We start from the raw sequence: 3058 nt of genomic DNA, 5'->3' as shown, positions 1-3058 counted from the left end.
CGTTGCACAACGGGACGTGCAATGCCTCCAACGGACAAGCCCTGACGGTGTATGCCTTGGCGCTCGCGATGCGAACCGGCCTGAACACCACGCCACTGCTGGAACTCAAGCGGGACTGCCTGAAGCCGCATCCGTTCATGCCGCGCATGCGCCTGATCGAGGCGTTCAAAGGACGGGGGAATGCCACCCAGATCAAGGCCCTTCGATATACGCGCAGCGTCGAGGTGCCCACGTCGATCCCCATGGACGGCGTCGCGCTCTTCGAGCATCTGCTCAAACGCACCGAGCCACTGGTGGCCATCGCCCCAGCGGAGCTCAAGGACAGCGTTTGGCTTTACCAGGCGCAAGCCAAGGCCCACTGGGGTACGCTGACCAAACTGGATGGATCGGTACTCGGCTACAACGTCGCCGGCTTCGTGAGCCGGCACGGCCTTCTCGGTGACAACGGCCGGCGGCTCGCTCTGAATGCCTCCCGCCTGCGCAAGACGATGGAGAACAGGCTGTGGCGTTTGAGCAATGGCGACCTGTTCACGGTGGCGGCCATCATGGGCCACGACCCCAAGGTCGCTGACCAGAGCTACCTGTCGGTCACCGACGAGATGAGGTCGAACGCTGTCTTCGTGGGCGAGGCCTTGCCCGACACATACCGCACGGCAAAAGGGCCTACGCCACCGCCACTGGAGCGCACACCAACTGGGCGCTGCAAGGACAGCCTTCACGGCGACCGGGCACCCAAGGACGGCACGCACTGCATCGATTTCTTGAGCTGCTTCAGCTGTCGCAGCTACACCGTGGTCGGCACCAGTGAAGACCTGCACCGCCTCTTCAGCTTCTACTGGTTCCTGGAAGCCGAGAGCAGGAACACGAGGTCCCGCGAATGGGCTGAATACTTCACGCTCATACGCACTCAAATTGACCTGTTCACCATGGACAAATTCGATGAGGAACTGGTGACCCAGTCCAGAGAGGCCGCCCGCAGCAAGCCTCTGAAATTCTGGAGTCGGTACCGCATCTCGGGAGGCGCACTTGCCTAGCCACGCACAACCATCGATGGCCCCGGCAACCGCCCCTGACGGCGCGCCAGCTGACCTGGTCGTCAGCTCTGCGCCGGGCCCGGCCGGCGCCACCCAAGTCCTGAGCCGTTACCGCGACGACGTGTGGGAGCTGTGGCCCTACTTCGAGCAGTCGAACCTGACCCCCAGCAGCAAGCGCATCGACTGGGCAAACGTTCCTGAGCAATTCAGGGCCGAGTGCAAGGCGGTGGTCTACCGCTACTGGAAGGAAGGCTTGCCGGGAACGACTCCTCCGATTGCCCGTTCAATCGTGATGCTGACGTGGCATATGGTCGTGGTGTTCAAGTATCTCGCGCAACTCGGCGTGCGCGGCCTGGGCCAGGTGCATCCGATCCACATATCGGGGTTCATCCATCACCGGCGCACAGTGGACCGCGTCAAGTCAGGCACGCTCGTTCGCAACTTGCTTGGAATCGAACTGCTGTACCGATTCCGCTCAGAAGGTGTCGACTCCTTGGGCTTCCATCCTTGGCCGGGCTCATCGGCGGGTGACCAGGCGGGCCACACCGGCCCGGCCCGCTCCACTGGGGGTACGGCCTTGATCCCGCCGGCGGTGCTCCAGCAGCTCTACGTCACCGCCGAGGGCCTGCTGGCACGGGCGGACATCATGCTCAACGACCGGGACCTCGGCTTGCGCCTCACCGGATTCGATCCTGAGCTCAATTTACTCAGGGATGCGTGCTTCTTCCTGCTGGGCGTGCTCACTGGCATGCGATGCGAAGAGATCGCAGGCATTGAAGTTGGCGCAGGCCGCAAGGAGCGCAAGGAGGGCCTCGTCTACAACTGGGTCCAAAGCATCGAACACAAGACGAAAAAGGGGCGCGTTGAGTATCTGATGCCCGCCGTCGGCCACCGGGTGCTGAAGGTCATGGAGCGCTGGTCGGCGCCGCTGCGCCAGGAGCTCCAGAGTTGCGTGCTTCAACTGGAGGCCAACCACTCGCCCGTCGGCCTGCCAGAACGCATGCGTGTGCTTGCGGCCGCACGGGCGGACTGCAACCGCCTGTTCCTGGGCCGGGCAGGCCCGACACCGCAGATCCGGACCGTGTCCGGCCTGCATTGGGCCGGCCGGATGAAAGGCTTTGCCGCCTACGCCGGCGTTGATTGGCGCCTCTCGCCTCACCAACTGCGCCGGGCGTACGCCTGGACCTTCGTGCGGCATCGCCTGGGAAATGTCCTCTTCCTCAAGGAGCAGTTCAAACACTCGAGCATCGAGATGACGCAGCTGTATGCGGCGAACCCTATGCAAGATGACGCGCTGTTTGAAGACCTGTTCACGGAGATCAGTGCCCGAAAAGTCGAGCTGATCGAAGGCTGGCTCCACGCGGATACGCCCCTGGCGGGGCGCGCCGGCCAGCGAATCGTGAGCATGCGGGCCCACGACTTCCCTAGCCGCGAAACTCTCATCGAGGAGACGGCCGATTGGATCAATATCCGCAGCACCGGCCATTCGTACTGCTTGGCCCAGGATGATGGCTGTGGCGGGGCCGGTCTGTATGAGCCGTGGCGGTGCGGCGCCTGCAATGACTCTGTGATCGACAGTTCCCAGCGGATCGCGTGGCAGGCAATACACGCCCACCAACTGGAGCTCCAAGTGGAGGCCCGCGAGTTGGGACCGGCAGCGGTCCAGCGCGTGCAACGAGACCTCCACCGGGTCGAAGACGTCTTGAAGCAGCTGGGGCCGGGGATCGAACCGCTATGAAAGCCAGATGGGACCGACGCCAGGCGCCCGAAGAGGTTCGCGGGCGCAATCGAGACACAACGACCGCCGATCTGTGGGAGGCTCTGGCACGCCTGCAGCGTGCCGAGGCCGTTCCGACGATCACAGCCCTAGCGGTCGAGGTCGGCGTCACTCCAGCGTTGATTCACAACCGCTACCCGGATGTCGCGAAGGAGGTTCGCCGCCTGAGCGGCCGAGAGCCCGGCGCAAGCGAGGACAGCCTCAAGGCGGCGCTCAAACGCGAACAGGAGACTGCCCGTGATTTGCG

Annotated in this window: 2 protein-coding genes and 1 pseudogene; all 3 read left to right on the top strand. The window is 63.9% G+C overall.

From position 1 onward, the window contains the following. A partial coding sequence (locus PHI64_RS23225) for a hypothetical protein (RefSeq protein ID WP_299888707.1) occupies positions 1-1034 on the top strand: 1034 nt, incomplete at its 5' end. Between the two features lie 16 nt (positions 1035-1050). Further along, the gene (locus PHI64_RS23220) at positions 1051-2772 is read left to right on the top strand and encodes a tyrosine-type recombinase/integrase (RefSeq protein ID WP_083235514.1); all 1722 of its coding nucleotides are present in this window, start codon (positions 1051-1053) and stop codon (positions 2770-2772) included. After that, positions 2769-3058 (top strand): annotated as a pseudogene (locus PHI64_RS23215) (hypothetical protein); the annotation flags it as partial. The gene PHI64_RS23220 and the pseudogene PHI64_RS23215, both read left to right, overlap by 4 nt.

It is taken from the genome of Zoogloea sp., assembly GCF_028689785.1.
Taxonomy (GTDB): domain Bacteria; phylum Pseudomonadota; class Gammaproteobacteria; order Burkholderiales; family Rhodocyclaceae; genus Zoogloea.
This window is presented reverse-complemented; position numbering and strand designations above follow the sequence as displayed.